The organism is Cystobacter fuscus DSM 2262 (genome assembly GCF_000335475.2).
GTDB lineage: Bacteria > Myxococcota > Myxococcia > Myxococcales > Myxococcaceae > Cystobacter > Cystobacter fuscus.
In genome coordinates this window covers 14,488-39,188 of the sequence record NZ_ANAH02000008.1, presented here as the reverse complement: position 1 = coordinate 39,188, position 24,701 = coordinate 14,488, and the positions used below count along the sequence as shown (strand labels likewise).

At 69.4% G+C, this 24,701-nt stretch carries 19 protein-coding genes; 9 read left to right on the top strand and 10 right to left on the bottom strand.

Annotated elements, in window-relative coordinates:
• Positions 1–6 precede the first annotated feature (6 nt).
• Positions 7–2,223, top strand: coding sequence for a SpoIID/LytB domain-containing protein (locus D187_RS57825; protein ID WP_043430043.1), 2,217 nt, complete (start codon positions 7–9; stop codon positions 2,221–2,223).
• 36 nt (positions 2,224–2,259) lie between these two features.
• Here D187_RS57825 and D187_RS15015 read toward each other — a convergent pair whose 3' ends face one another.
• Both D187_RS15015 and D187_RS55150 read right to left on the bottom strand, forming a co-directional pair.
• Positions 2,260–2,862 (bottom strand): Uma2 family endonuclease, encoded by a 603-nt coding sequence (locus D187_RS15015; protein ID WP_002626189.1) that lies wholly within the window; start codon positions 2,860–2,862, stop codon positions 2,260–2,262.
• 200 nt (positions 2,863–3,062) lie between these two features.
• Entirely contained in the window at positions 3,063–3,299 is a 237-nt protein-coding gene (locus D187_RS55150; protein ID WP_155893364.1) for a hypothetical protein, read from the bottom strand.
• Positions 3,300–3,685: 386 nt separating this feature from the next.
• Here D187_RS55150 and D187_RS15010 point away from each other — a divergent pair, with 386 nt between their 5' ends.
• Entirely contained in the window at positions 3,686–4,078 is a 393-nt protein-coding gene (locus D187_RS15010) for a RidA family protein (protein WP_002626188.1), read from the top strand.
• Positions 4,079–4,182: 104 nt separating this feature from the next.
• Here the strand turns inward: D187_RS15010 and D187_RS15005 are convergent, their stop codons facing one another.
• The 3 genes from D187_RS15005 to D187_RS55145 all read right to left on the bottom strand — a co-directional run bounded on the left by D187_RS15005 (position 4,183) and on the right by D187_RS55145 (position 7,389).
• Positions 4,183–5,439 carry an imm11 family protein gene (locus D187_RS15005; protein ID WP_002626187.1) on the bottom strand — a complete coding sequence of 419 codons (1,257 nt, stop codon included), beginning with the start codon at positions 5,437–5,439 and terminating at the stop codon, positions 4,183–4,185.
• A gap of 15 nt (positions 5,440–5,454) precedes the next feature.
• On the bottom strand, positions 5,455–6,810 hold the full coding sequence (locus tag D187_RS15000; protein WP_002626186.1) for an AHH domain-containing protein: 1,356 nt from the start codon (positions 6,808–6,810) through the stop codon (positions 5,455–5,457).
• A 363-nt stretch (positions 6,811–7,173) separates the two neighbouring features.
• The gene (locus tag D187_RS55145; RefSeq protein ID WP_155893363.1) at positions 7,174–7,389 is read right to left on the bottom strand and encodes a hypothetical protein; all 216 of its coding nucleotides are present in this window, start codon (positions 7,387–7,389) and stop codon (positions 7,174–7,176) included.
• A 356-nt stretch (positions 7,390–7,745) separates the two neighbouring features.
• On the opposite strand from D187_RS55145, the gene D187_RS14995 reads away from it, so the two are divergent.
• Both D187_RS14995 and D187_RS14990 read left to right on the top strand, forming a co-directional pair.
• Positions 7,746–9,983: a DUF1565 domain-containing protein gene (locus tag D187_RS14995; RefSeq protein ID WP_002626185.1), complete on the top strand. Its 2,238-nt coding sequence runs from the start codon at positions 7,746–7,748 to the stop codon at positions 9,981–9,983.
• A gap of 127 nt (positions 9,984–10,110) precedes the next feature.
• Positions 10,111–11,928, top strand: coding sequence for an ATP-binding protein (locus D187_RS14990; RefSeq protein WP_002626184.1), 1,818 nt, complete (start codon positions 10,111–10,113; stop codon positions 11,926–11,928).
• 66 nt (positions 11,929–11,994) lie between these two features.
• On the opposite strand, the gene D187_RS14985 is transcribed toward D187_RS14990, so the two are convergent.
• Positions 11,995–13,302 carry a pectin acetylesterase-family hydrolase gene (locus tag D187_RS14985; protein WP_002626183.1) on the bottom strand — a complete coding sequence of 436 codons (1,308 nt, stop codon included), beginning with the start codon at positions 13,300–13,302 and terminating at the stop codon, positions 11,995–11,997.
• Positions 13,303–13,498: 196 nt separating this feature from the next.
• Between D187_RS14985 and D187_RS14980 the strand changes: the two genes are divergently transcribed.
• Positions 13,499–14,140: a hypothetical protein gene (locus D187_RS14980; protein WP_155893362.1), complete on the top strand. Its 642-nt coding sequence runs from the start codon at positions 13,499–13,501 to the stop codon at positions 14,138–14,140.
• A 22-nt stretch (positions 14,141–14,162) separates the two neighbouring features.
• Here D187_RS14980 and D187_RS14975 read toward each other — a convergent pair whose 3' ends face one another.
• The gene (locus D187_RS14975; RefSeq protein WP_155893361.1) at positions 14,163–14,615 is read right to left on the bottom strand and encodes a hypothetical protein; all 453 of its coding nucleotides are present in this window, start codon (positions 14,613–14,615) and stop codon (positions 14,163–14,165) included.
• 143 nt (positions 14,616–14,758) lie between these two features.
• Here D187_RS14975 and D187_RS14970 point away from each other — a divergent pair, with 143 nt between their 5' ends.
• Positions 14,759–16,405 (top strand): MbnB/TglH/ChrH family RiPP precursor modification enzyme, encoded by a 1,647-nt coding sequence (locus tag D187_RS14970; RefSeq protein WP_002626180.1) that lies wholly within the window; start codon positions 14,759–14,761, stop codon positions 16,403–16,405.
• Positions 16,406–16,421: 16 nt separating this feature from the next.
• Here D187_RS14970 and D187_RS14965 read toward each other — a convergent pair whose 3' ends face one another.
• The gene (locus D187_RS14965) at positions 16,422–17,381 is read right to left on the bottom strand and encodes a hypothetical protein (RefSeq protein ID WP_063724983.1); all 960 of its coding nucleotides are present in this window, start codon (positions 17,379–17,381) and stop codon (positions 16,422–16,424) included.
• 272 nt (positions 17,382–17,653) lie between these two features.
• Between D187_RS14965 and udk the strand changes: the two genes are divergently transcribed.
• Positions 17,654–18,289, top strand: a complete 636-nt coding sequence (gene udk / locus D187_RS14960; protein WP_002626178.1) for a uridine kinase — start codon at positions 17,654–17,656, stop codon at positions 18,287–18,289.
• Positions 18,290–18,295: 6 nt separating this feature from the next.
• Here udk and D187_RS14955 read toward each other — a convergent pair whose 3' ends face one another.
• Positions 18,296–19,312: an alpha/beta fold hydrolase gene (locus D187_RS14955; RefSeq protein WP_002626177.1), complete on the bottom strand. Its 1,017-nt coding sequence runs from the start codon at positions 19,310–19,312 to the stop codon at positions 18,296–18,298.
• A 56-nt stretch (positions 19,313–19,368) separates the two neighbouring features.
• Between D187_RS14955 and D187_RS14950 the strand changes: the two genes are divergently transcribed.
• Entirely contained in the window at positions 19,369–20,274 is a 906-nt protein-coding gene (locus D187_RS14950; protein ID WP_002626175.1) for a hypothetical protein, read from the top strand.
• 3 nt (positions 20,275–20,277) lie between these two features.
• Here D187_RS14950 and D187_RS14945 read toward each other — a convergent pair whose 3' ends face one another.
• On the bottom strand, positions 20,278–22,464 hold the full coding sequence (locus D187_RS14945; RefSeq protein WP_002626173.1) for an outer membrane protein assembly factor BamB family protein: 2,187 nt from the start codon (positions 22,462–22,464) through the stop codon (positions 20,278–20,280).
• A 101-nt stretch (positions 22,465–22,565) separates the two neighbouring features.
• Between D187_RS14945 and D187_RS14940 the strand changes: the two genes are divergently transcribed.
• Positions 22,566–24,695, top strand: a complete 2,130-nt coding sequence (locus D187_RS14940) for an HTH domain-containing protein (RefSeq protein ID WP_002626168.1) — start codon at positions 22,566–22,568, stop codon at positions 24,693–24,695.
• Positions 24,696–24,701: the final 6 nt, after the last annotated feature.

Below are 24,701 nucleotides of genomic sequence, written 5' to 3'. Positions count from 1 at the left end.
GTGGTGATGGGGTGGGCCGCGGTCACGGCCGTCGTGCTGGCGGCCACCCCCGTCTTCGTCACCCGGGGAGACGTGACTCCCGAGGCAGCGCTGCGCTCCGAGGCGGAGGCCACCTGGCGCTCGCTGGAGGCGCGCTACGTGGCCGAGGCGGGAGGCGCGCCCGCCCGGGCTCCGGCCACCGTGCTGCTCAAGCGCGGGGAGACGCTGTTGCCCTCGCGCAACGGGCAGGGCCGGCCGGGGGTGGTGGAGCTGCGGCAGGACTCCGCCGGGGTGCTGGACGCGCGGCTGCGCGTGGCGCTCCGGCACGAGCTGGCGCACCAGCTGCTCTGGTGGGCCTGTCCGGCGTCGGCGGAGGACCGGCTGTTCCACGAGGCCTTCGCGTTGGCGGTGAGCGGCGAGCTGGCCGAGTGGCGCGAGGCGCCCTACCAGTCGCTGGCGAGTGCCTCGGTGGAGCTGGCGCGGAGTCCGGACGTGGACACGCCGCGGGCGCGCCGGGCGCTGGCGCGTGTGCTGAACGAGGACGCGGGCTTTCCGAGGGCGCTGACGCGGCGGCTGCGGCAGTGCCAGGAGGGGACGCGCTGGACGGTGCCGCTGTCGGTGGGGGAGCTGGCCGGACACGCGGAGCGGAGCGCCGCCCAGGCCACGGTGGTGCTCAGCCGGCACTCGGGCGAGGTGCTCTTCTCCGAGGGGGCGTTCCGCACGGCCATGCCCTACGGCTCGACGCTCAAGCCCTTCGTGGTGGCGGGGAGCACGGTGGCGCCTCCGGTGCTCTCACCCCGGGCGGAGGTGGCGGAGTGGGGATGCGGCGAGCGGATGCCGGAGCGGATGGACGTGAGGACGGCGCTGTTGCGCTCGTGCAACGGCTACTTCCTGGACTGGGAGGGGAAGGGGAGCGCGCCGAGGGCCTTCGGGGCCTGGGGGGCGGTGCTGTCGGCGGTGGGCCTGTCGAGCGAGCCGCTGGACATGGCGGATGCCATTGGCCTGCGCGCGACGCTGCGCCTGTCTCCGTGGGGGCTGGCGCAGGCGTACCGGTTGCTGGCCGAGGCACGGCCGGACCTGCTGACGTGGCTCGCGGACACCGCGGCGCGGGGGACGCTGTCGGAGCTGCCCGCGTCGAAGGACTACGCGGGGGTGGCGACGAAGACGGGCACGGTGCGGGACGCGGAGAGCCGGCCGGTGCTCGGGTGGATTGTCGCGGTGGACGCGGACCTGGTGGCGGTGGTGGCGAGGCCGGGGAAGATGCCGAGGGCCTTCGCGGACGAGGTGCCCCGCCTGCTGGCGCGGGTGCGAAGCCAGCACGCGGGGCTGGAGGCGGCGCGGGTGCAGGTGTTGGGGCTGTTGTCCTCGGACGTGGTCGAGGCGCGGTGCCCGGGGGCGGGCTTCGTGCTGGAGGACGGCACGCCGCGGGTGGTGCCGGGAGACTTCGCGAAGCTGGAGCCGTGGGTGAAGAAGGGCGGGGCGGTGTGCCTGGGCAGTCCCTGGCGGGTGCGCTTCCCCGAGGTGCCCGCGGGCCGCGACTACGCGGGGGTGCTGACCTGGTCGCCTCCGCCGCCCTACGCGCCTCCGGCGGGCGTGCCCACGAGTCCCACGGCGCTCAAGGCGAGGCGGGGCTCGGCGTATGTCTTCCGCACCACGCGGCTGCAATACGCGGCCGGGGTGGTGACGGCGGAGGACGCGGCGTTGAAGGGGGAGGCGAGGGTGGCGCTGGCGCGGGTGGTGGCGCACAACGAGCGGCACGCGGACAGCCGCCACCCGGGCCGGCCCCTCTGCGATACGACGCATTGCCAGTCCTTCCAGGGCACCGTGCGCATCGCGCCCGAGGACGCGCGGGCACTCCGGGCCCCGGCGCTGCGCTGGCGCGAGTGGCTGACCTTCTCCAAGGGAGGACAGGCGCCCTGGACGCAGACGCGCCCGCGCGCGCAGGTGGAGTCACTCTTGGGCCGGGGTGTGACGGCGGTGCGCTTCGCCGAGGGACGCGTGCACTACCTGCGCACGAGGAGCGAGGGCGGAGCGGTGTTCGACGCGCCCGAGTCCCTGCCGTGTGAGGTGTTGCGCTCCACGCTGAAATTGCCCGCGTGTCCCCGAAGCGCCGCCTTCGAGGACGCGCGCGTCACCTTCCAGGGACAGGGCCAGGGACATGGCGAGGGGCTCGACGTCGAGGCCGCGAAGGTGAGCGGGGCCCCACAGGAGCAACTCCTGGAGGCCGCCTATGGCGGCCGGTGAGTGGGGGAGAGCGCCCGGACCTTCTTCCCCAGGACGTCACCTTCCCACGGGTTCACTCCGAGGGCTCGCCCCCGAGGGCCACCAGAGGGCACCCAGCCTCAACGCGAGCGCGTCGAACGGCTCCGCGAAGACTTCCTGGTCGCCCGTGTGACGGGCGACGAGCCGCCAGCCCCGAGTCCGTCGACGGCGGATCTCCAAGGTCCGGGTGGGCGGATCCACCAGCCAGACATGGCCCACGCCCTCGCGGTGGTAGAGCGGCAGCTTGCGCTCCCGGTCGATGACCACTGACGAAGGGGAGAGGATCTCGCAGACCCAGTCCGGAGCGAGCGTGGCGAAGGGTGCGTCCTTGAAGGAGGGAAGTGGCACCCGCTCGCGGCGCCACCCGGCGAGATCCGGGACGAGGACATTTCCGCCCAGGTGAAGCTCCGGCTCGTAGAGGAGCCACCAGCCGCCACGCGTCTCGGGCTGTCCCAGATCGAAGGCCATGCCCAACAGGGCACTGAGCGCCAGACCCACTCGCGCATGGGGCAGGGCGGGCCTCGGTGAGGCCACCAGTTCGTCCTCCAGGATTTCCCCCACCCATCCGACCGGCAGCGCCTCGATGTCCTCATAGGTCGCCGCGCGCCTGCTCTTCTTCATGTCCGACCCCCGCTCCTGGTGAGCTCGTGGCTTGCCCGAAGCGGGCTCACCAGGTGACTTCTCCCATTCTACGCCGGGGTCTGACTTCTAAAGGAGGGGAACGCCGTCACGGCGTGCCCCATCGGACAGGTGTGCCCCACGCCGAGCTTCCGCATGGGCCGGTACATCCGGAGCCGCACCGTGGCCGCTCCTGACGGGGCTCAGCAGGTGCGGTTACAGGAGGCCTCGCAAGAGCTGCGCCGCGATACACATTGCGCGATCGCCGACGAGTTGTTGCCAGCGCTGTTCAGGCAGGTCTGATAGGTGGGGTTGCACGTCGAACAGCAGACGAGACAAGCGAGGCCGACACACGCCTCGGCCTCTTGCGCGGGAAGGGCCACGGCGCCCAGCGCGCCCAGGGCAAGTCCGAAAAACCCCATCTTCAATGCCTTCATCATGGTTCAACACCTTTTGCTGATTGTGTTTCGCTGATTGAGACGGTGGGTTCAGCTCCTCATGGCCTTGCCGCCAGGCGGCCAGCTTGCGACTCCCTGCTTCGCCAGGCGCGTGTCCGCCGAGCGCAGGAAGAACTCAACCCCGCCCGGGTCGTCTGGAGGGGTTCATGGCCGACGGGAATCCTGGTTGATTCCCATCTCCATCTTTGTGCCGGGAACGTTGCGGTTTGTCAAACTGGATTAATACACTCGAACTGTTCGTGGTTTCTCATTGTCTGGAGTCCGCACTCCAACTGCTGGTAAAGTGCGCATCGTTCCGGGAGTTGCTCCCCGCGCGAACGTGCTGTGTGAGTCTATCTCCCGGTCTCGCCGATTCGAGGAGGAGTCCCATGACGTCACCGAAGCACCAACCCATCGTTTCCCCAAACCTGCCCAAGCCCGCCGGTCCCTATTCCCCCGGCATGCAATTGGACCGGCTGCTCTTCATCTCCGGGCAGGGCGCCACCGACCTGACCACTGGCCAGCAGGCCGAGGGGATCGAGGCTCAGACGGAGCAGGTGCTGCGCAACCTGGAGCGCATTCTCGTGGCGGGAGGCTCCTCCCTGCAGCACGTCCTGCGCTGTGGTGTCTTCCTCGTGGACATGAAGGAGTTCCCCCGGATGAACGCCGTCTACGAGCGTGTCTTCGCCGGGCACCGGCCCGCGCGTACTACCGTGCAGGTGTCCGCGCTGCCCGAGCCGGGCCTGCGCGTGGAGATTGACTGCATCGCGTACGTGCCCTGAGCATCCGGCCCGCGGGCTCACGCCAGAGCCTCGAATCACCCGCGTGGATGTGAGGGCGGCTCGCCGCCCATGGCGTCTGGTGAATGTGCTTCCGGAGGTGTGAGCTAAACCACCGCGCGCCGCCTGGCGCGTGAGACATGTTCCTCCCCGATTCGCGCGAAGCGCCGCGCCAGTTCGTCCAGGCCCTCCGCGCCCTGCTTCGACACGTATTCCAGTTCCGCGGGCAGCAGGGCCTTGACGGTGACGAGCCGCACGTCGCCGAAGGGTGTGGGAAACAGTCGGGGCAGTGAGCGCGACTCCTGGCCAAGCAGCACGCCCACGCGACCCCCCGAGGAAACGAGGGACGCGGGCATGTCTGTCCCCGCCACCTCCAGCGAGAGGAGGCCCGTCTTGGCCCTCTCACGCACGTGCTCGTGGGCCACCACCTCCCTGGAGACTCGCTCCAGCAGGAGGTAGGGCCAGCTCTGCTCAATGGCGTCGAGGGGCAGCTCGGTCGGCTCCGTCTCCAGGGCGAGCTCCAAGCCATAGCCCACGGAGGGCTCCAGGCGGGAGATGAAGGGATCCGAGAGGCCCTCGGAGACGAGGAGCAAGCGCCCTGCCCCGCGATGGATGAGGCCCCAATCCTGCCGGTGGCCTGGCCATTCGTAACAGATGGCTCTGGGGGTGCCAGCCAGCTCATCCAGCGTGCCGAGCGACTTCCACGCCGCACGTCTGGCGGCAGGGGGAGGATCCAGAAGCTCGTTACACCTGCGCTTGTAGGCACGCTCCTCGTCGGAGATGGGGCTGGGTCCGGTGACTTCCGTGAACTCCAATCCCGTGGCGCCAGTGCGCTCGAGGGCCTCCTTCACATCCTCGGCAACTAGCAGTGCGGGCGGCCATCCCCAGGGTCGGAAGACCTTGGCATCACCCACTTTCGAGGGGTCGATGCGCATGCCGCCCACGGACCGATACTGGCCGAGTAGGTCAGGTCGGTTGTCTTCCGGTTTCCAATAGAGCACCTCCTCGGACGTCTCGTCGTCAATGCACTTCACCAGTCGCGCGACATTGACGAGGAAGTAGGGCTCTGGCCGCGAGTCCACCTCGGCGGGGTAGAGCTGCACGTCGTCAGGGGCCAATTCGGCGAGGGTGCTGGCGACCTTTTCGGTGACCACGGGAAAATCCCCCGCGTCCGCTAGCGAGAAGTCGAGCGGACTACCCGGATGGAGGATGGGAACCCGGAGGCGACCATCGAAACGAATGGGCACCGCGTTGAGGTACAGCCGCGCTCCCACTGGCTGCCCCTGGGCATCCAGGGTGTCGTCCAGCACCCATCGGTCCGGGCTGCTCATGTCCTCGTACAGCTCGAAGTACCTCTTCGTCATGTGGCTTTCCTAGCGTCACTCGGACCGAGTGACGAGCTTGTTGAGCCTGGAGCCTGCCCTTTGGATTTGCTCGGCAAGCAGCTTCAACTCCTGGGTGAGGGCCTCCCGACACTGAATCGTGGTCCCGCAGGTCTTGACTGCCCTCCCGAGGCGCGTGAAGACCTCTTGATGGTACGCCTCGGGGTGGGGGCCCTTGTGGCCCGGGATGGGGATCTTGTTGGCGTCGTCCTCCATGGACATGCCGGCCTTGTCGAAGAATTTCTTGAGCTTCGGCGTCCAGGGTCCGCCGCGTGCAGGAGACTTCTCGTTCTCCACGGTGGCGATATGGTGGACGGGGGTCTTCTCGCCCTCTGCCTGATTCTGCATGGCGAGGATGGCACCTGAGCCGGAGGGAAGCGTGAGAACGAGTCTGCCCTCCACCACGGACACCGACGTCGCCTCGGAAGCCGCCGCGGGCAGGCGGAAGTGGCCCGCGGCGGCGGCGTTCCGCACCGCCTGGGGGAAACCCGGCAGCCCGCTCCCCGTCACGGCTTCCTGGCCCTTGGCGCCCGCCTTCCAGGTCGCCAGGAGGATGAGGACACGCAAGGTGTTGGGTCCGAGCACCCGGGCGTACCGCTCGCTCGCGTCGCGTAGCTCGTGGAACGCGCTGGCGGCCTTCGCCTCGTCCCAGAGGTCCTTCGTGGCGGAAATCAATCCCCAGAGCTCATGGCCCAGGTAGCCCCAGAGGAAGAGGGTCATCGCCAGGGCGAGGCCTTTAGAGATGGGCTCCGGTGCCATGAGCACCACGAGGTACAGGGACAGGCCCGTGAGCAGCGTCGTCAGGGCGTGCGCGGAGATGTCCTGGAGGATGCCCGTGGCCGCTTCCACCGCGGGGGTGAGAGCGAGGATGAGGGCCAGCGCGAACCTGTCCCGGTGGCTGAGAGCAGTATCGTGGGGGCCCTCTCCCAGGAACCAGAAGCAGTCCCCCGGAGAGCCGCGCCGCTCGCACAGGCGAGCGTAGCCGCCCTCGACGCTGGAGTCGCCCGCGCCGCTCGGTGGCCAGGAGGCCAGTACCAGGCGGCCCGCCAGAGGCCTGGTAGGACGGGGGGCCACCCGCAGGGGAACCTCCAGAACGAGCTGGGTGAAGGCCTGGCGAAACTGCGCGTCCGAAAGCTGGACGGGCGCGAAGTCGCTACTCGGCGTGAGGGTGACGTCCTGCTTGGGCGCTGGCGGGGGCGTGAGCTGATGGGAGCGGTAGCCCACGAGGAGGCCGCCACGTGGGGAGCCCGTGGCGCAGGCGGACTGGAGAAAGAGAGCGAGGAGAAGCCAGCCGGCCAGCAAGGGGCGCAGCCATGCGCCAGGAGGGCGCGAGCCAGCAAGACGGATGGACACGGCGCACCTCCGGAGGCAACGTGGCCAGACGCCGTCGCTCCGGAACCACAGCGCCAGCATGCCCGTCGCGAGCAACCCTCGTGACGTGTCCCATTCTGCGCCGGGGTCTGGCTTCACCAGGAGGGGAGCGCCGTCACGGCGTTGCCCATTGGACAGGTGCCCCCAAGAGCAGAGGGCACCGGCCCGCGCGCTCATGACAGACAACGAGCCGCGCGTGGATTGTGCTTTCCGGTGACAAATGCATCCGCCGGACAAGGCGTTCGTTCGAGTGGATGGCCTTGGTCCCGCGAAGCAAACAGCTCATCTGGCAACGGACTGCCCGAGCAGGAAGAACTCAACCCTGCTCGGGATTGGAGTCCAGCCTTACTTGCACAGCGCGTACTTCATCTGACACACGGCGATAACTGCTGCGTTGCCATTCGCGCCAACAATGCAAGCCGCGTAGCTTGCCATGCAAACAGGGCTTTTCCCGTCTGGACCCGAATCACTCTGGGCATGGGCATTTTGCGCAGGAAGTGCCACGGCGCCGATCACGCCCATCGCCAGCCCGAGAAAGCCCACCTTCACTGACTTCATCATGTCGAATCTCCTGATTGTTGGTTTTGTACGGTAAGTTCGTATTTATACTTTGGACCTGAATTCCATGAATCGTCAAGGAGGGGAAATCGCTCGTCCTGTTGTTTTTTTTCTCATCATTTGGAGTTCACGTTCTCGGGAAATGAATCCTTTCTCGAAAGTTGGGAGATGACCCCAGGAGCGCGAGATGATGACTGGCCCATCCGCGCCGGGTCGCGCTGTTGTCATTTACCCTCCCAGCCACTGTCATCTTGCAGTCACGCATCTCCTGCTAGAGCGGGAATCGCAGCCAGACCGGCAATTCGTTCCTGGTCGCGTGAAGGGCCCTTCTCCCGAGTGGCCTCGAAAGGATGCTCCCCATGAAGAGAACCGCCGCGCTGGTATTCCTCTCCAGCACCTTGTCCGCTTGCGATCCCTCCACGTCCGTGGGCGCGCCAGCCAGTCCAGACACTTCCGAGCAGCTTCAAGCCCTCGCCGAGAGCGAGACCTTCTACAAGGCGATCAACTTCGCCGGGAGCGCGGCCACCATCGAGGGCCGGCCGTTCCTCTCCTTCGCCGAGGCGAAGGCCCAGGGCCTGAGCATCCCCTCTGGCTATTCAGAAGCCCAGTCGAGCCTGAGCCCCAGCCCGGCCACGGACGCCCCGACGGGAGTGATGCTCAACAGCGCCATCTGGCAGGCGGGTACCCTGAAGATCGCCCAGACCGTGCCCGCGGCCAGCTACGGCGTCTATCTCTACATCCTCGAGAACCACCAGACCAACTACCGCTCGCTCGACGTCTCCCTGGAAGGACAGAAGGTGGCGCAGGGCGTGGGCACGCTGGCGAAGGGGGAGTGGAAGAAGTACGGCCCCTACTCGGTGCAGGTGTCCGACGGCACGCTCAACCTGGACCTGAGCGCCCGGTCGGGAGATCCGCACCTGATGGGCCTGGCCCTCTTCACGCTGGGCACCACCCCTCCGCCCCCGTCGACGGGCGGCCGCGTCTACTACGTGGCCTTGAATGGCAATGACTCGACGGGCGACGGCACCCAGGCCAAACCCTACCGCACCATCGCCAAGGCCGCGGACGTGGCGCCCGCCAACGCGGGCCACACCATCCAGGTGGGCGCCGGCACGTTCGACGAGACCCGGCAGATCCAACTCAAGGAGAAGGTCAACCTCATCGGCGCGGGCGCGGACGCCACCTTCATCCGGGGCGGCCAGTTCGATTGGAACAGCAGCGGCCTCATCCAGCTGGCGTCCCGGGTGCTCGACCCCTCGGCGGCGAAGATTCCCGCCTTCGAGCACGAAGGCGAGACGTACGGCCCGTTCGACCGCTACCTCCCGGTCGACTCCCCCCAGGAGCTCTCCGGGTTCTCGATGGATGGCCAGAACAAGGGCTCCTCGGGCATCAAGATCGTCAACCGCAACGGCGTGAACATCCATCACGTGAAGATCAAGAACTACTCGTGGGCGGGCATCTACAGCTCGAGCGAGGGCTACGCGGGGGTGAAGAACCTGCGCGTCTCCGACTTCGAGATCGCCGAGTCCTCGCTCGAGAACACGAGCGCGTCCTGGGGCAACATCACCCTGCGCGGCACCCACGAAGGGGCCCTCATCCAGAACGGCCGTATCGAGCACTACACCACCGCCTCGCGCCCGGAGAACTACCACACGGGCTCGGGTTATGCCTTCAAGGCCCTGCGCTCCTGGGAGGACACCGCGCGGAAGCAGGATGAGATCCGCGGCTCCAAGCTGTTGAACATCATCCAGCGTGGCAAGGACAGCGCTCCCTGGGACAACTACAAGGCCGCCAACATCGGCTTCGAGTTCTGGAACATCGGCGCCGATGGGGTGGAGATCGCCCACTGTGACTTCAACGCCGCGATGTCGCTCGAGTTCAACGCGCCCATCGACCAGTACCCCTACAGCTTTTATGTCCACCACAACCGCTTCAAGGTGACCAAGGCGGGCTTCCTGGAGCTGGCCAACAGCAACATCATCGTCGAGCACAACTCCTTCGACATGACGGGCAACACCAATCCCTGGAACACGATGGGCGAGTACAACGAGGGCAAGGCCTCGACCCAGGGCACCCTCCTCAAGAACATCCGGGTGAACCACAACGTGTTCAACCTGGCGGCGGCCGGCCCCTCCATGTTCGTCTTCACCACCAAGGTCGACAACTTCAAGTTCTACAACAACACGGTCATCAGCACGGCCACGCCGGCGTTGTTCGAGTTCCGTCGTCCCAGCTCCCAGGGCAGCGGCGCCATCGAGATCCGCAACAACATCTTCGAGACCGGCGGCGCGGTGAAGATGTTCGCGTACACGGAGCAGAACAACGCGACGGCGCCCACGAGCGTGGCCTTCACGAACAACCTGTCGAGGAACGCGCCCACGGCCCTGCCCCCCACGGCCTCCCAGGCGGGCAACCTGCTGGGCAGCGCGCAGCTCGTGCGCTCGGGGGCCATGCCCTTCCCCTACTTCGATGCGGCGAGCGCGAGCGCCAACGTGGTGGATCGCGGCGCGAACGTGGGGCTGCCGTTCTCGGGCTCCGCGCCGGACATCGGGGCCAGTGAGTACGGGCTGTCCGCGGGCACCCTGGGCCTGAAGTAGAAGCGTCCACGTACGGCAGAGGCCGTGACACGCGGGGCCCGTCCCGAAGCAGGGGCGGGCCCCGTCGTGTCGATCGGCCACCGGAAGGCTGTGACTTGCCACGAGCGCGCGTCTACACTCCCTCCGCTTGGGCGAGACGCGTATCGAGCTTCTGGGTGGTGCCCGGATTCTGGAGGAGCGCCACAAATCGAGGCCGCTGGAGCGGAAGACCGCGGCATTCCTGGCCTACCTGGCGCTGGAGGGAGAAACGGCGCGGGGAACGCTCGCGGGCCTGCTCTGGCCGGAGTCCCGCGAGGCCACGGCGCGCAACAACCTGTCTCAATTGTTGCGCCGCCTGGGCGAGCTGCTGGGCGAGTCTGGCGTGGAGGGCCGCAAGACGGTGCGGCTGCGCGATGACCTCCGGGTGGACGTGCGCGAGCTCGTGCGCGGCCAGCCCTCATGGCTCGAGAGTCCAGGAAGCGAGCTGCTCGCGGGTTTGAATTACGACGACTGCGAGGCGCTGGAGGATTGGCTGCGCGCCACCCGCCCGCGTGTGACGGGGTTGCAACGCAAGGCCCTGGAAGAGCAGTTGCGGCTGGAGGAGCGGGAAGGGCGGATGACCCTGGCCCTGGAGGCGGCCCAGCGGATGCTCGTGCTGGAGCCCACCTCCGAGGAGACGTTCCGCCACCTCATGCGGCTGCATCATCGGATGGGCAACCGCGACGCCGCGCTGCGCGTCTGGCGTCAGTGCGAGGAGGTGCTGGCGCGCGAGTTGGGCATCCGGCCCTCGGCGGAGACGAGCCGGCTGGCGGGCGAGTTGGAGCGGCAGCCCACGGTGCAACCCTCCGCGGGTCCGGAGCGCAAGGTGCCTCCGCTCACGGTGGTACATCCCCCCGTGCTGGCCGGCCGCGAGCGCGAGTGGGCGAAGCTGGAGGCGGCTCATGCGGCGCGCCGGCCCACCTTCGTCCTGGGGCCCGCGGGGGTGGGCAAGTCCCGGCTCATCGGGGACTTCGCCCGCTCGCGGGGCCGCTCGCTGCTGCTGACGTCGCGCCCGGGTGACATCAACGTGCCCTTCTCCACACATGCCCGGGGGTTGCGGACCCTCCTGCGGCACAACCCGGGGCTGGTGCTGGAGCCCTGGGTCCGCCGCGAGCTGTCCCGCCTGGTGCCGGAGCTGGGTCCAGAGCCCCTGCCCCTGCCGGTGACTCCCGAGGAGACGGCCCGCTTGTTCTCCGCCGTGCTCCACATGGCGCGCCAGGCGTTGAGGGAGCTGGACGTCCTCGTCTTCGACGATGCCCAGTACTCCGACAGCGGCAGCAGTGAGCTCAGCTTCTACCTCCTCGCCCAGCTCGAGGAGGACATGCTGGCCCGGCGCTTTCCGTGGATCCTCCTCAGCGAGCGCACGGACGAGACGCTCTGGAAGGGCGAGCGGATCCACATGCAGGTGGAGGCGGGGCTCGCGGAGCTCATCCAGCTCGAGCCCCTGGCGCTGCCGGAGGTGCGCACCCTGCTGCGTGGCATGAACGAGCCCCGGCTGGAGGAGATGGCCGAGGACATCGTCCGCTACACCGGTGGCAACCCCCTGTTCATCGTGGAAACGGCCCGCCATCTCATCGAGTCCAACAGCCTCGGAGGACGCTTTCCCGAGGGGATGCCGCCTCCGGGCCGGGCCCGCTACATCATCCAGAATCGTCTGGAGAGTCTGTCGCCCGAGGCACTCCGGCTGGCGCAGTTGTTGGCGGTGGCCCGCGCCGACGTGGGCCTCGAGCTGGCGGCCGAGGTGTTGGAGGTGAGCGTGGCGCGGCTGGTGGAGGCCTGGCGGGAGCTGGAGGAGGGGGCCCTGGTGCGCGGCGCGTGGTTCAGCCACAACCTGGTGGGCGAGGCGGTGCTGACCGGGTTGCCCGCCTCCGTGCACACGTTGCTCGCCACGCGCCTGGGTCGCGCCGGGTCCGCCCCTGGCCCATGAAAAAGGGGAGCCCTCCCGCTCCACGCGGAAGGCTCCCCCCGAAGGCCCGGTCAGGCCCGGTACGGACTAGCCACCGAGGGCGCCGTTGATGAGCGGCGCGAGCACCGACATGCCCGGATCATCGGCGTTGTAGCCGTTGGCGGGCTCGTAGATGCGCACGCGCTGGTTGTCATTGATGAAGCGCTGGAGGAAGGTGCTCATGGACACGAACTCGCTGTTGCACTTGTAGTCCTGCCACGGCTCGTTGACGTACTCGTACCACTTCTTCTTCTCCATCCGCTGGCAGGCGTGCGCGCCCACGAAGGTGATGATGGTGCTGCAGTGGCTCGCGTTGATCTGCCGCTCGTGGGGGATGAAGTAGCTGTAGTTGTTGTAGAGGTTCAGCTCGGCGACGAGCTTGTCCTGGTCCGCCTTCCAGCGGGTGAGCACCGCCTCCTGATCGTTGGGCGTGTAGAAGCGCTCGTAGGAGAAGCGCGAGTAGTTGTAGTCCCGCGAGTAGCCCGTGTAGGCGAGCTGATCATTCGGGAACTCCATGGCCAGCATGCGGTTGATGGTGCCCAGGTTGTTGCGATCGAAGGACGCGGGGAACTGGTTGAACACCGAGTCCAGGTTCCACGACTGGCGGATCTTGTCGTGCAGGGGGCGCGAGTTGTCGTTGACGTTGGGCGCCAGGTAGATGGGGCCCGAGTCGTTCAGGAAGTAGCCCCGGGCCGGATTGATGATGCGGCGCACGAAGTAGTACGAGGACGAGGTGGCGGTGCCGCCCGCGCTGAACCCGGTGACGAGCAGCTTCTGCACGTTGGGGAACTGGACCTTCGCGTAGTTGATGGCCGCGAGCGAGTTCTTGTAGCCGGAGTGGTGCCAGGACAGCGGCGGCTGCTGGCCCGTCTGGTCCGCGTAGGTGGCGACGTTATTGCCCACGTGAACATCGCCCGTGCAGTAGGGCATGTAGACGATGTTCCAGTCCTTGGTCACGATGTCCGTGCGGCTGCGGAAGGGCAGGCCCGGATCGGCGCCGTTGACGATGGGCGAGACGTACTTCGCCGTGAACTGCGTCATGTAGTCGTCGGTGATGCCGTTGGGATTGGCCGCGCCAATGACACCCGCGCGCCCGCTACACGTGTCGTAGTCCCAGCACGCGCCGCCACCTTCGAAGAAGAACAGCAGGTTCTGCGAGCCCGTGGTGCTGCGATGGACGAAGAACTTGTACTGCGAGCCGTTGCCGCACGTCGTTCCCGGCAGTTCCACCTTGCTCCAGTCGTAGGTGTTTCCGCCGTCCACCAGCACGTCGACGATGCCGGAGACCAGCACCTCGGCGCTCGCGACACCAGGTGCCGCGGCCAGGAGAAGGCCCAACAGCCATTGCTTTTTCATGTGAGTATTCCTGTGGGGGCTTGGGGTAAGGCTATTCGATTCAGTTCTCGACCATCCGGAAAGCTCGGAGAACCGGGGCGCACTTTAACGCGCGGGGTTGCGAAGCGCGAGGGGCGCAAGGTATCTGGACCGCATGGGTGTCACTCCGCGGTCGAAGGCTTCGCCATGGCTCGGCGCGTCAATCATTGTGGTGCTGATGACGGTGCTGATGGCTGTCCTGTGGTGGCTGCCGCCACGCGAGGACAACCCCTCTTCCGAGGCACCCGGACGCGAGGCGCGGAGCCGTCCCCCACCGCCGGCGGTGGACACCGTGGCGCCCACGCCGTCCCGCTCCGTTGCTCCCCAGGCAACCCTGGCGGGTGAGCCCGATGCCGGCTCCGCCCCGTCCGCGCCCGAACAGGCGCCCGCGCTCGAGGCGGCGCGCGAGCATCCGGTGAACCTGGAGAAACTTCGCGAGCAGATGCCCGATAATCTTTATTGGGAGCTGGGCGCCCCGACGAAGGATCCGGAGATCCTCCGCAGGCGCGAGGAACAGGCGGGGCGTTGGAACGCGTTGCTGGGCAAGGTTCAGTCGAACACGGCCACGGAGGAGGAGATCCACCAGTATTACGATCACCGCCGCGCGGTGTCCGAGGACTTCATCGCGTTCGCCAGCCGGGTGCTCCAGGAGCATGGCGCTCAACTGTCGGAGCAGGAGCGCGGCTTGTATGAGCTGAGCATCCAGATGCACCGCACCCGCCTGGAAGAGATTCCGAGGCAGGTGGAGGACGCGCTCGGGCGCAAGGCGACCCAGGATCGGCGCCGGGAGGAGTGGCGGCGCGGCCAGAAGGGCCCGTGAGGCGGGCCCTGGGGGTGGGGGACTACTCCTCCATGGGCAGCTTGAGCTTGAAGGTGCCCGGAGGGGACTCCGCGGCCTGCCGCACCGCCTGCTCGAACTCCTTGCGCTGGGTGAACGTGGGAATGCCGCCCAGCTTGATGCTGGCCAGGGACACGCCCATGAGCACCACCTTCGAGCCGAACAGGACGCTCAGGGTGTTGATGTACGGGGCGAGGGGGATGGCCCGCTCCGTCATCAGGGTCCGGGCCGGGGTGGCGTACAGCTCCATGTCCTCCCAGTCATGGAAGATGTCCACCCGGGGCTCGGTGGAGATGATGTCCTCGATGGCTCGCATGGCCAGGTTCGCCAGGGACGCGTCGTACATCGCTCCCCTGAACTTCGTGACGATGACATGGGGGGCGGGCCGCCACAGCCACTGCTCCCCATTCGGAGTGGTCCATGTCTTCGTCTCATGCATGACAGGAAGAGGGCGCATGGCGGGCGAGTTACGGCACTGGGCGTCCGGACGCAAGAGGCGGGCCTGGACCCTGGTACACCGGCCAACCCCGGGACGAGGATTCCAGTGCTCGTGTCCTTGGACGGGGAGAATGAAACGGGCTCGCGTTAGGGTGTGAGCCCATGAGCGACACGAAGGCATCCGCCTGGAAGCTGCCCTGGAGGGGCCTGGGCTTGAGCAGCAACCTGGACGCGGCGGACGCACCGCACCCCTACCGCCTGCTCGCCGAGGCGCCAGGCCTCTTCGACTTCGTGGAGTACAGCGCGCCGCTGTCGCTCGAGGAGACTCGCGCCGAGGCCTCGCTCTTCCCGGAGATGTGGGAGCGCCGGGGGGAGGTGCCGGTGCTCTTCCATCCGGTGCACCTCAACCTCTATGGCCCCGAGCTGGAGCCGGAGCGGGCGCTCGCCGCCCTGGACGCGCACGCGCGCGCGGTGGGCAGCGCGTGGGTGGGCAACGACGTGGGGTGGTGGCACTCGGGGGGACAGCCCTTTCCGGGCTACCTCTACTTCACGCCCCCCTTCACCGAGGCGGGCGTGCGCGACTGCGCCGCGCACGCGCTCCACGTCCAGTCCCACCTGTCCGTGCCGCTCGCGCTGGAAAATCCCGCCGTCTTCGCCCGGCGGGGGGAGCTGCACGTGTTGGACTTCATGGCCCGCCTGCACGCGCGCACCGGACTGCCGCTGCTGCTCGACCTGGGGCACCTGCTCAGCTACCAGCTCGCCGCCGGGCTGCCCCTGGACGCGGGGCTCGCGGACTTCCCGTTGGACCAGGTCATCGAGGTGCACCTCGCGGGCGGCGTCGTCACCCGGAGGGGCGGCCGGAGCCACTACGTGGATGACCACACCCAGCCGGTGCGCGAGGAGCTCTTCGGCCTGTTGGAGCGGCTCCTGCCGCGCTGCCCCGCGCTGCGCGCCGTCACCTTCGAGGGAGATGGACACCCGCTGGACGTGGCGCTCCTCACGCTGCGTCGCCTGCGCCAGCTCGTGCCCGCCGCGCCGCGGCCCGCGCTGTCCCTCCCCCCGGTGGAGCGGCCCGCGCCGCCCCTCGCCCGGGAGAGCGCGCCCTGGGCGCTCTTCGAGTCCGGATATGGCGTGACGGCGGAGCCGGGCGGCGACGAGGAGGGGGTCCGGGCGGAGCAGGACTTCCGGCTCGCGGTGGTGGCCGAGGGGCTCGATCGCGACTGGCCCCTGTCCCGGTTGCTGCTCGCGGGCACGCGCGAGCGCCTTCTGGCCTTCACCGCGTCGCGTGAGTTCCGCGAGCTCTTCGAGGGGCTGGGGCGCTCGCCCGGGCATGCGTTCGCGGCCTGGACGCGGCGGCGCTTGCGCGAGCGTCCGGACGAGGGGCTCGCGGCGGCGGTCTCCTTCGAGACGTTCCTTCCCCAGGCCGCGCGCGCCCGGTCCCGCGCCGCGCCGGGGCCGGGCGAAGTGGGGCTGGCCGAGGACGTGCGTCTGGGCAACTTCCCGGTGGACCTGACCGAGCTGGTCTTCGCCGCCCGGGCCCTGCGCCGTCACCTGACGGGGCGGGCCTGGGCGAGCGAGGCCCTGGAGGTGAGCGGGCTGGACGCGCTCGAGCAGGTGGCGCGGCGTCCGGCGCCTGGTCCATGGCGCTTCATCGTGCGGCGCAAGGGCCGGGGGCTGGAGGTGCTGACGGCGGCGGCCTCGGTGCTCGACGAGCTGGCCGCGCTGGAGCGGGCGCCCCGGCCCGCGCGGGAGGTGCCCGTCCAACGGCTCGCCGACGCGGGGGTGCTCGGCCTCTTGCGCTGGGGATGAAGGGGCTCGGAAGGGCTCAGGGGCAGCGGCCACAGTCCGACGCGCAGTTGTCGTAGTCGTTGCCGGTGCCGCACTTCTCGCTCACCTGGCAGACGCCGTCTCCACACGTGTAGATGTCCTGCTTGCGCAGCCGCGTGGTGAGGGCCGGGTAGGTGATGCCGTTGTAGGTGCAGGACGTGTAGATGCCGCTCGCGGCGTCCTGGGTGCAGATCTCCGAGCAGTCCGGGTCCACCCGGATGAGGGGCGGGCACTCGGGAGGTCCGGACTTCTTGATGGAGAGGGCGCAGGCGCGCGGCGTGCTCTCCTTGTGGTTGAGCGCCTTGCGGTTGTTGCCGGCGTAGACGCCCTCGCCGTTGAAGAGGTTGCCGAAGAAGCAGCCCTCGCGCTCCGGGTAGTCCTCGAGTTCGCCGGGGTCGGTGGGGATGCTCGAGCCCGCGGCGCCGTGCCCCTGGACGGACAGGGGAATCTGCACGCCGAACTTGTTGGTATGGGCGGCCAGGCACGCGGACACGAGGCGCTGCTCGGTGAGCGTGGCGGGCGCGCCCTGGGCCCAGGCGGGTGCGAGGCCCAGGCTTCCCGTCCAGCTCCAGGTGCTCCCCGTGCTGGAGGACGTATAGGTGCGCGTGTCTCCCGCTGGCACGGCGCACATCACCACGTACCGCATCACCGAGTCGTTGAGTGTGGGATTGGTCTGAAACCAGAGATCGAACTGGCTGGTGGACAGGCCATTGAGCGACAGGCCGTTGAGGGAGAGGCCATTGAGTGACAAGCCATTGAGCGACAGGCCATTGAGCGACAGGCCATTGATGGAGCCCACGGCCCAGACCTGGACGGGCCGTTCCTGCTGCTCGCTCCCTTCCTCGGCGGGGTGACAGCCACCCGCGACCACTCCCAGCCACAGCGACAGCGCCGCTCGGAAACACGGCCCGTGGATAGAGGACAGACGACGAGACGTCTCGTTCGGTACGTTTTGCATGTCATCCCCCCGGCGGCTAGGGACAGCACCGGTCTGCAACGAGCACTGGACCGCGTCCATGGAGTGAAGCCACGCTCATGGCTCCACTCCTGGGTTATACGCCTAAATAGACAAACTTGAAATACGGGCCAGTCTTGCGAACCGGGAGTGGTGTCGGTTTAAACAGGGAGTCCGTGGACTGCAGGACTGTGAGGTGCCCTGGGGGGAGGGAGAAAGGTGGAGTTCTGGACACAGTCTTGCGTCCGTCCACCCACTGCGGTAGTTCGCGCCCCATGTCGTCACCCCTCGTCGTAGGCATCGCCGGTGGTACCGCTTCCGGCAAGACGACGGTCGCCCGGAAGGTTCGCGAGGCGCTCGCCGACTGCCGTGTGGCCTTCATCGATCAGGATTCGTATTACCGGGATCTGTCGGACCTACCGATGGCCGAGCGCCGCGAGGTCAACTTCGACCACCCGGATGCCTTCGACACGGATCTGCTCGTGGCGCACCTGGCGGAGCTCAAGGCGGGCCGCGCCATCCAGAAGCCCGTGTACGACTTCGTCACCTGCACGCGGCAGCCGCAGACGGTGCGCGTGGAGCCCGGGGACATGATCCTCCTGGAGGGCATCCTCGTGCTGCACATGAAGCCGCTGCGCGACGAGATGAGCGTGCGCATCTACGTGGACACGGATGACGACCTGCGCATCCTGCGCCGGCTCGAGCGCGACATCCACGAGCGCGGCCAGGAATTCGATCACGTGGTGAGCCAGTACCTGCGCCACGTGCGGCCCATGCACATGGGCTTCGTCGAGCCCTCCAAGCACCACGCGCACATCATCGTGCCGCAGGGGGGCAACAACGACATCGCCATCGGGATGATCGTCGGCGCGCTGCGCGCCCGGCTGATGAACCCCGCCGCGCCGCGCTGAGCGCGCTCAGCCGCGGCGGCGCACGAAGTCGCGCAGGGGGCCGTGCAGTCGCCGGGAGCCGGCGAGCAGGCCCTGGTGCGAGCAGGGCTCGGGCAGCTCGTGGTAGTGCGCCCGGATGCCCGCCGCGCTGAGCAGGTGGTACGTGTCGCGCACGCGCGCGGGAGGGGCCAGGGCGTCATTCGCGGCCGCCGCGAGCAGCACCGGCGCGCGCACCTCGGCCAGGCACTCGGTGAGGTCCGCGCCCGCGTAGGCCGTGCACAACAGCGCCCAGGCGTTCGCGTCGAAGCAGTCCGCGAGGGCCTGGGCCTGGGCTTCCAGCGTCTGGGGGGTGTCCGGGGCCTCGCCACCGGGCCCGTGCACGAGCCGCAGGTACTCCAGCGTCTGCTTGCGCAGCGTGCGCCGGGGTCCGGCCCCCGGGGCGTAGTGCCCGTCATGGAAGTCGGGATCCAGGCGCAACAGGTGGCGGGAGAGGCCCAGGCGCTCGCGCAGGGACTCGGGCAGGGTGCGCGCCGCGCCGAGCACCGCCACGCCCGCCACCCGCTCGGCGAAGAGCGCCGCGAGCCGCAGCGCCACCAGCCCGCCGAGCCCCACGCCCACCACCGCGCGCACGCGCTCCACCTTCATCGAGCGCAAGAGCGCCGCCACCCCGCGCGCCATGTCCAGCACCGTCACCGTGGGCAGCGCGGCGCCATAGGGCCGGCCCACGTGCGGATCCACCGCCACCGGCGACGTGGAGCCGAACGGACTGCCGAGCAGGTTGGGCACCACCACGTGCAGCGCCGCCGTGTCCAGGGGCCGCCCCTCGCCGAGTAACTCCGAGCCCCACCCGGAGTGAGGGCCGGCGTCCTGCCCCGCGGGGTGAAGGGCGTGGTGGGAGTGCGGCAGGTCGTGCAACAGCACCACAACATTGTCCTCGGAGCGCTCGCCGTAGGCGCACCAGGCGATCCGGGCTGCGCCCAGCAGGCCGCCTTCCTCCAGGGGAAGTGCAACCGGAGACACGTAGGAGCCGTGGGTCTGGTACACGAGAGTCAGGCTTCATATCACTACGACCGTTTTTCACCGACCCAGGAGCTGCTCGCGTGAAGCGTTACTTCGGATTCATCGTGCTCATCGTCGGCGTCATCCTCGCCGCGGTGGTGACGACCCGTGCCTCGAGTGCCCGGGCACTCGAGGCCCAGAGGGATGCGGACTTCGCCCGGGTGCAGAAGGACTACCTGGAGCGCGTGGGCTGGCTGCGCGTCAACCCGGACGAGAAGGCCTACCGGCAGGAGCTGTCGCCCTTCTTCAAGGCGTACTTCACGCAGGTGGACGCGCACCAGGATCGCTACAAGCTGGGCAAGACGTACGACGCGTACCTCGCCGAGCTGGAGAAGCGCGGCGAGAAGGATGACCGCGTCCAGGATCGCAAGGCCTTCTACGAGTACACGCGCCAGGTGTTCGATCAGATGCGCGAGGGCAAGTACGCGCCCATGTGGACGGCGACGGACAAGGGCATGCGCCTGGACGTGGTGTCCGCGGACGTGGTGAAGGTGCTCGACAAGCCGCAGGTGCGCTTGCGGCTGGCGCTCTGGGGCGCCCAGCGCGAGGAGCGCTCGGACGGCAAGGTGAAGAAGATGGTGACGAGCGCCTCGTTCAAGACGCAGTGGAAGCTCACGGACGAGCGCGGCAAGTTGCTGGGCGAGATGAGCGCGGAGGACCCCTCGATGAAGGTGGACTTCCCCGAGCGCTTCATCGCCGAGTTCCCGCCGCAGATGGTGCTGGGCCACTACGACATGGACCTGGTGCCCAACGAGGTGAAGAAGATGGAGATCGCCTTCGAGGTGAGCTCGCGCGCGGTGTCGGGCGGGGACGTGACGGCCTCCTACGTGTGGAAGCTGGACGTGCCCTCGGACTGGCGGCTCGGCGCGGGGGAGAAGTGGGAGGGCGCCGAGGTCACCGAGCGCCCCGAGGAGGAGATCGATCCGGCCAAGGCGGCGCGCAAGTAGGCGCTAGCCGCCCACCAGCGTGAAGTGCGAGCCCAACCGGTACGCCGACAGCGTGCCGAGCTCGTCCAGGAAGTAGAGGTTGAGCTGGGCGTCGGCCTGGAGCGCCATGAGTCCCGCGCCGGCGCGCACCTCCGCGAGCACGTCGCCGCGCACGGGATCCACCGCGCGCACGCGCTCGCCCGGCACCAGGGCGACGCCGCGCGAGACGATGGGCCGCAGGGGGCGGGTGAGCTGCTCGCCCGAGGCGCCCACGCGCCAGTCCACCTCGCCCGAGTCACTCACCCGCGCCGCCGCGCCCAGGGCGGACGTCACCAGCACCGCGCCCGGCAGACGCGCGAGCGCGAAGGGCCCCGGGCCCAGGTGCAGCGCGCGCTGCCAGCGGGACTGGCCCGCCGCGTCCACGCACAAGAGCACGCCCTCTCCCTCCAGCTCTCCGGCGATGTACACGCGCTTGCCGCTGGGCAGCGGCGTGGAGGGCAGGGCGAGCGACATCTCGTACGTCCACACCGCCTCGCCCGTGTGCGCGTCCGCGAGCAGCAGCGCCGAGTTGGAGCCCTGGCCGAGCAGCGCCACGAAGCGCCGCGCCCAGGGCACCGGCGCGCCCAGGAAGGGCAGGGACGCGCTCATGCGGAAGCGCACCTGGCCATCCCCGAGCCCCAGCCCGTAGAGGTAGCCCGAGTCCGTCGCCAGCAGGGCGCGGTGGGCATGGATGGACAGGTAGCCCCGGCGCGTGCGCGCGGGCGTCAGCCGCCAGGCCTCGCGGCCCGTCACCTCGTTGAGCGCGAGCACCACCCGCTCATCCGCCAGGGTGTAGAGCATGCCGTACTGCCGCAGGAGCAACGGGCCGACGCGCAACCCGTCATGCACGCGCAACCAGTCCGCGCCCGAGCCCTTGCCGGGAAAGCCGCACAGGCGCACCGCGCTCGCCGCCAGGCTGTAGCCGTCCTCCGAGGCCGCCACGCCATGGCTCGCCGCCCGCCGCCACACCTGCTTGCCCGTCTTGCGCTCGAAGGCGCACGCCATGTCCGGCGACGAGTACACCAGCCCCTGGCGCCCCATCATCAGCCGCCCCGTGTCCGCGTCCACCAGCTTGCGCTGCTCCCACAGGCTCTCGAAGCGCAGCCGGCGCAGCCTCCCCGGCACCTTCAGCGGGCGGGAGGCTCCGGAGGCCGGCGCCACCCGGGCCGGCGCGGCTCCCGCCTCCTCGGGGGGCCGGACGGCGCCGCGCAGGTGGGACAGCCCCTCGCGGCTGCGCTCGGTCAGCTCCTGCAGGTACGGGTTGTTCGCGAGCGAGCGCTCGCGCTCGGACATGGCCAGGGCGAGCGCCTGGCCCAGGTGGTACATGGCCGCGAGCAGCTCCTCGGCGCGCAGGGCGATGGGGGGCCCGCCCAGGCGCGCCTCTCCCGCCTTCAAGTCCAACGTCAGCTCGGGCCGCACGCCCGCGGGCTCGAAGGAGAAGCGCGGCTCGCCCACCTCCATGGCGCGCGCCAGGTCCGCCGCCTGCCGCGTGAGCTCCAGCGCCGTGAGGAAGGGCGGCCCCGGCGCGCGCCACGCCACCGGCCGCTGCGGCAGCGCCAGCCACACCTCGCCCGGACACAGCAGTGACGCCAGCGCCGGCCCCTTCTCCCGCGCCGCCCGCCGCAACACGTCATCCCCATCCTCCAGCACGAAGCCGAAGCCGGGCAGGGTGGGGGCCGTGGCGCGGAACGTGAAGGGCTCGGGGCGCAGCTCGCGGGGATGGGGCGCGGACTCCTCCAGCTCCTTCAGGGCCCGCTTCAGCGCCTGGCCCGGCTCGTCCCGCAGCCGCTCCGGCGCCACCTGCTCCAGGTCCTCCAGGAAGCCGTGGCCACACGCCCGCGCCGCCTCCACCAGCTCCTCCGCGTCCAGCCGCAACGCCGGCCGCAGCAGCCGCGCCGGACGCGACAGGCTCGCCACCTGCACCTCGATGTCGCCTCCTGAACGTCTCAGCACCAACTCCAGGTGCGCCTCCGTGAGCGACACCTGCGCGAGCCTCTGCCCTCCCGCGTGCAGCGCGGCCAGGGCCCCCAGCAGCGCGGGCACCACGTCCACCAGCGCTTCCTCCACCGCGCCGGGCAGCAGATTCACCCCGTCCAATTCCAGCGACACGGAATCATGCGGCGCCTCCGCGGGTTCGCGCTTCCATCGATGTCCGATGCGAAAGCGGATCATCCCTTCCCCATTCGTTGACAAGCCAGAATAGCGATGGCTAGCATCCGCCGCCCAACGGACCTACATTTTTGTAACCGTTTGAATTTATTGGGGAATCGTCGATGACTTTTTATGAGGCCGCTCTCCGCGTGCTCGAGAGCGAAGGCCGTCCCCTCCACTTCCTCGAGATCACCGAGAGATCGATCGCCCAGAACCTGCTGTCCCACGTGGGCAAGACGCCCGAGCTGACGATGTTGTCGCGGCTCGCGGCGATGGCCCGCCGGACGCGCGATCGCAAGGTGATCGTCACCGCCAAGGACACGTTCGCGCTGACGGACTGGTCGTTGCCGGAGGATGCGGAGGCACTGGCGCACACGGGCGTGATGGAGGCGCATCCCGAGGAGGGACTGCCCGCTCTGCGGCCCACCGAGCGGCACCCGGATCCCCGCACGGACAACGTGCGCGTGGCGGGCCGGGGCAGCGAGCGCAAGCAGCGTCGCCAGGAGGAGGAGGAGGGCCGGGGTGGTCGCCGGCGCCGCTTCCCGCCGATGCCGGAGGTGGTGTTCGAGATCCTCAGCGAGGCGGATCAATCGCTGCGTCCGGAGCAGCTGCTCGAGCAGGCGCGCGCGAAGGAGCTGGCGGCCGAGGACGCCACGGTGGAGGCGCTGCTCACCGCGCTCCTGGAGGACAACCAGCGGCGAATCGACGCGGGCCGTCGTCCCCAGTTCTCGTTCTCCACGGAGACGGGCGCGGTGACGCTGGAGCGCGCGGGCTCGCCGAGCGAGGCGCCGCCCCTGGAGCTGCAAGCCGCGTTCGCCGCCGCGCTGGGCATTCCGCTCGAGGACGGGCGTCCGGTGCTCAACCGCCCGAGCGCCGCCGCCGCCGCCCCCGAGGCCCTGGCGGATGCCGCGCTGCTGACGGCGGCGCGCTCCGCGGTGAAGGACGCGCGCAAGGCCGTGGCGCGCTCGCTGCGCAAGCGCCTGGGCGAGCTGGACGTGGGCACCTTCGAGAAGTCCGTCGTGAAGATGATGCACGCGCTGGGCTTCCGCGAGCTCAAGGTGGCCAAGCGCTCCAAGGAAGGCCCGTTGCTCACCGCCCGCAAGCGCGAGGGCAGCGTGGATCTGCGCTTCGCCATCCGCATGCTCAAGGGCGCGCCCGCGTTGGATCGCAAGGCGGTGCAGGAGCTGCGCAAGGACCTGGGCCACTACGCGGCCCAGGTGGGTCTGCTCGCGTGCGCCGGTGAGGCCCGGGGCGATGCGCGCACCGAGGCCCAGGCCAGTGGCTCGCTGGTGATGCTGTGGTGCGGCGACGCGCTGGGCGAGAAGTTCCTCGAGGCGAAGGCCGCGGTGAGCGTCACCACGGTGGAGCTGTACGACGTCGACGAGCGCTTCTTCGAGGTGGCGAAGCTGGAGGCCGAGGAGGCCCAGAAGCGGCGCGAGGAGCGCCAGCGCGAGAAGCTGTCCCGCGCCGACGAGGGCGAGGAGGCGGGCGTGGAAGGGGAGTCGCGCGGGCCCGTCACCGTCGAGGCCACGGACGACAGCCAGAAGCGCCGGGAGGAGCGGCGCGAGGAGCGTCAGCGCGAGCGGGACGCGCGCCGGGAGGAGCGCCGCCAGGCGCGCAAGGCCGCGAAGGAGGAGCCGGGCAAGGAGTCCGCGCCCGCCGCGGCCGCGCCCGAGGCGGCACCCACGGCGCCCGCTGGCCTGTCCGAGGAGGAGGAGGGCGACGAGGAGGGCGAGGACGAGGATCTCGAGGCCGCGAGCGCCTTCGTGGCGGGTGGGGCAGGCGAGGCGGGGAGTTCGGAAGAGGGCGCGGCGGCAGGTGAGCGCAAGCGTCGTCGTCGTCGTCGCCGGGGCCGTCGCGGCCGGGGCGGTCGTGGGCCGGAGGGCGCTCCGGGTGAGCCGGGCGCCGCCGAGGGGGCTGTCGCCGTCGCCGTGACCACCGAGTCCCTGGTGTCCACCACCACGGTGGAGACCGCGGCGATGGAGACCACCACCCAGCAGGAGACCACCCTGGTCACCGCCACGATCGTGGAGGCGGGGCCCGTGGAGGCCGCTTCTGCTCCTCCGGTCGAGGCCCAGGGCTCGCTTGCCCTGGACGTGCCGCCCGCCGAGCCCGCCGTGGCCGTCGAGACGTCGCCTGTCCCGGAGGCAGCTCCCGAGGCGGCTCCGGCCGCCCCCGAGGAGCCCAAGCCCCAGGGGGAGCCCGGGCCGTCCTCATCGAACGGTGGCTCGCCGGAAGGCGGAACGGCCTGACATCCA

What these genes read in the sequence shown, in the direction of transcription:
- D187_RS15005 (WP_002626187.1), bottom strand. Translation starts at nt 5,439, where the DNA reads ATGACGAAGAGGTACTTCGAGCTGTACGAGGACATGAGCAGCCCGGAC.
- D187_RS55145 (WP_155893363.1), bottom strand. Translation starts at nt 7,389, where the DNA reads ATGATGAAGTCAGTGAAGGTGGGCTTTCTCGGGCTGGCGATGGGCGTG.
- D187_RS14970 (WP_002626180.1), top strand. Translation starts at nt 14,759, where the DNA reads ATGAGCGACACGAAGGCATCCGCCTGGAAGCTGCCCTGGAGGGGCCTG.
- D187_RS14965 (WP_063724983.1), bottom strand. Translation starts at nt 17,381, where the DNA reads ATGCAAAACGTACCGAACGAGACGTCTCGTCGTCTGTCCTCTATCCAC.
- D187_RS14940 (WP_002626168.1), top strand. Translation starts at nt 22,566, where the DNA reads ATGACTTTTTATGAGGCCGCTCTCCGCGTGCTCGAGAGCGAAGGCCGT.
- udk (WP_002626178.1), top strand. Translation starts at nt 17,654, where the DNA reads ATGTCGTCACCCCTCGTCGTAGGCATCGCCGGTGGTACCGCTTCCGGC.
- D187_RS14980 (WP_155893362.1), top strand. Translation starts at nt 13,499, where the DNA reads ATGACGGTGCTGATGGCTGTCCTGTGGTGGCTGCCGCCACGCGAGGAC.
- D187_RS15010 (WP_002626188.1), top strand. Translation starts at nt 3,686, where the DNA reads ATGACGTCACCGAAGCACCAACCCATCGTTTCCCCAAACCTGCCCAAG.
- D187_RS14985 (WP_002626183.1), bottom strand. Translation starts at nt 13,302, where the DNA reads ATGAAAAAGCAATGGCTGTTGGGCCTTCTCCTGGCCGCGGCACCTGGT.
- D187_RS15015 (WP_002626189.1), bottom strand. Translation starts at nt 2,862, where the DNA reads ATGAAGAAGAGCAGGCGCGCGGCGACCTATGAGGACATCGAGGCGCTG.
- D187_RS14945 (WP_002626173.1), bottom strand. Translation starts at nt 22,464, where the DNA reads ATGATCCGCTTTCGCATCGGACATCGATGGAAGCGCGAACCCGCGGAG.
- D187_RS57825 (WP_043430043.1), top strand. Translation starts at nt 7, where the DNA reads ATGGGGTGGGCCGCGGTCACGGCCGTCGTGCTGGCGGCCACCCCCGTC.
- D187_RS55150 (WP_155893364.1), bottom strand. Translation starts at nt 3,299, where the DNA reads ATGATGAAGGCATTGAAGATGGGGTTTTTCGGACTTGCCCTGGGCGCG.
- D187_RS14975 (WP_155893361.1), bottom strand. Translation starts at nt 14,615, where the DNA reads ATGCGCCCTCTTCCTGTCATGCATGAGACGAAGACATGGACCACTCCG.
- D187_RS14995 (WP_002626185.1), top strand. Translation starts at nt 7,746, where the DNA reads ATGAAGAGAACCGCCGCGCTGGTATTCCTCTCCAGCACCTTGTCCGCT.